2 protein-coding genes are annotated in these 709 nt (G+C 58.4%); both read right to left on the bottom strand.

The annotated features are described in order from the left end of the window. Window positions 1-32: 32 nt before the first annotated feature. Complete coding sequence (locus tag ABD308_RS07235) at window positions 33-227, bottom strand: DUF397 domain-containing protein (protein ID WP_344329474.1); 195 nt, start codon at window positions 225-227, stop codon at window positions 33-35. A gap of 1 nt (window position 228) precedes the next feature. Continuing rightward, window positions 229-709, bottom strand: a 481-nt coding sequence (locus tag ABD308_RS07240; RefSeq protein ID WP_344329476.1) for a DUF5753 domain-containing protein, incomplete at its 5' end; no start/stop codon positions are given.

Genomic DNA, 709 nt, shown 5'->3' on the forward strand with positions numbered 1-709 from the left:
CTCGGTTGAGCGAGGGCCGCCGCTTGGCCAAATCAGAGAGCGTACTGGTCAAGCTCTCCGGCCTTGATGGCCTGGAGCAAGCTAGCAAAGTTCAACGGGTCGGTGTGGGCAACGATATGGCCGGTTTCGGACTCGCGAAGCTCGATAGCCCCGTTTGTGGCCCGCACTTCTACACACTCGTCGGTTGAGCTGCTAAAAGACGACTTCTGCCATGCGTTCTGCGGCACTTCAGTCCTTCAACTCTCGGCATGTCGCGGTTATCATCTCGCGCGACTCCTCTTCGCCAAGGGAGGCCTTCTCGATGCGGTCCAAAATGGCCCTGTAGCCTTTTAGCTCGTTTGGTGCATTGTAGAATTCCGGCCCTCGCGAGGAGTCGGTCTCCACGGTATCAAGCTCCGCGACCTCTCCGTAGCTGTAAATGAAGCTCTCGGTCACTCCAGGATAGGTGTGGGCCTTGAACGGGATGATGCGAATCGTAATGTTGCTGCGATGCGAGTCCTCAACGAGGCGCTGTAGCTGCCGGCGCAACACCTCGGTACCGCCGAAACGCGTGACAAGACACGACTCGTGAATGTATGCCTCAAATTTCTTCTCCGGGTGCCGGAGCAAGAAAGTCCTTCGCTGAGTGCGAAAGGCGGTGCGGAGGTCGATCTCGTCGACGGTGAGGCTCGGAACCCTCCGGCTGAACATTCCCTTGGCGTAGTCGGCC

Origin of the sequence: Kitasatospora putterlickiae (assembly GCF_039527695.1) — a bacterium.
Taxonomy (GTDB): Bacteria; Actinomycetota; Actinomycetes; order Streptomycetales; family Streptomycetaceae; genus Kitasatospora; species Kitasatospora putterlickiae.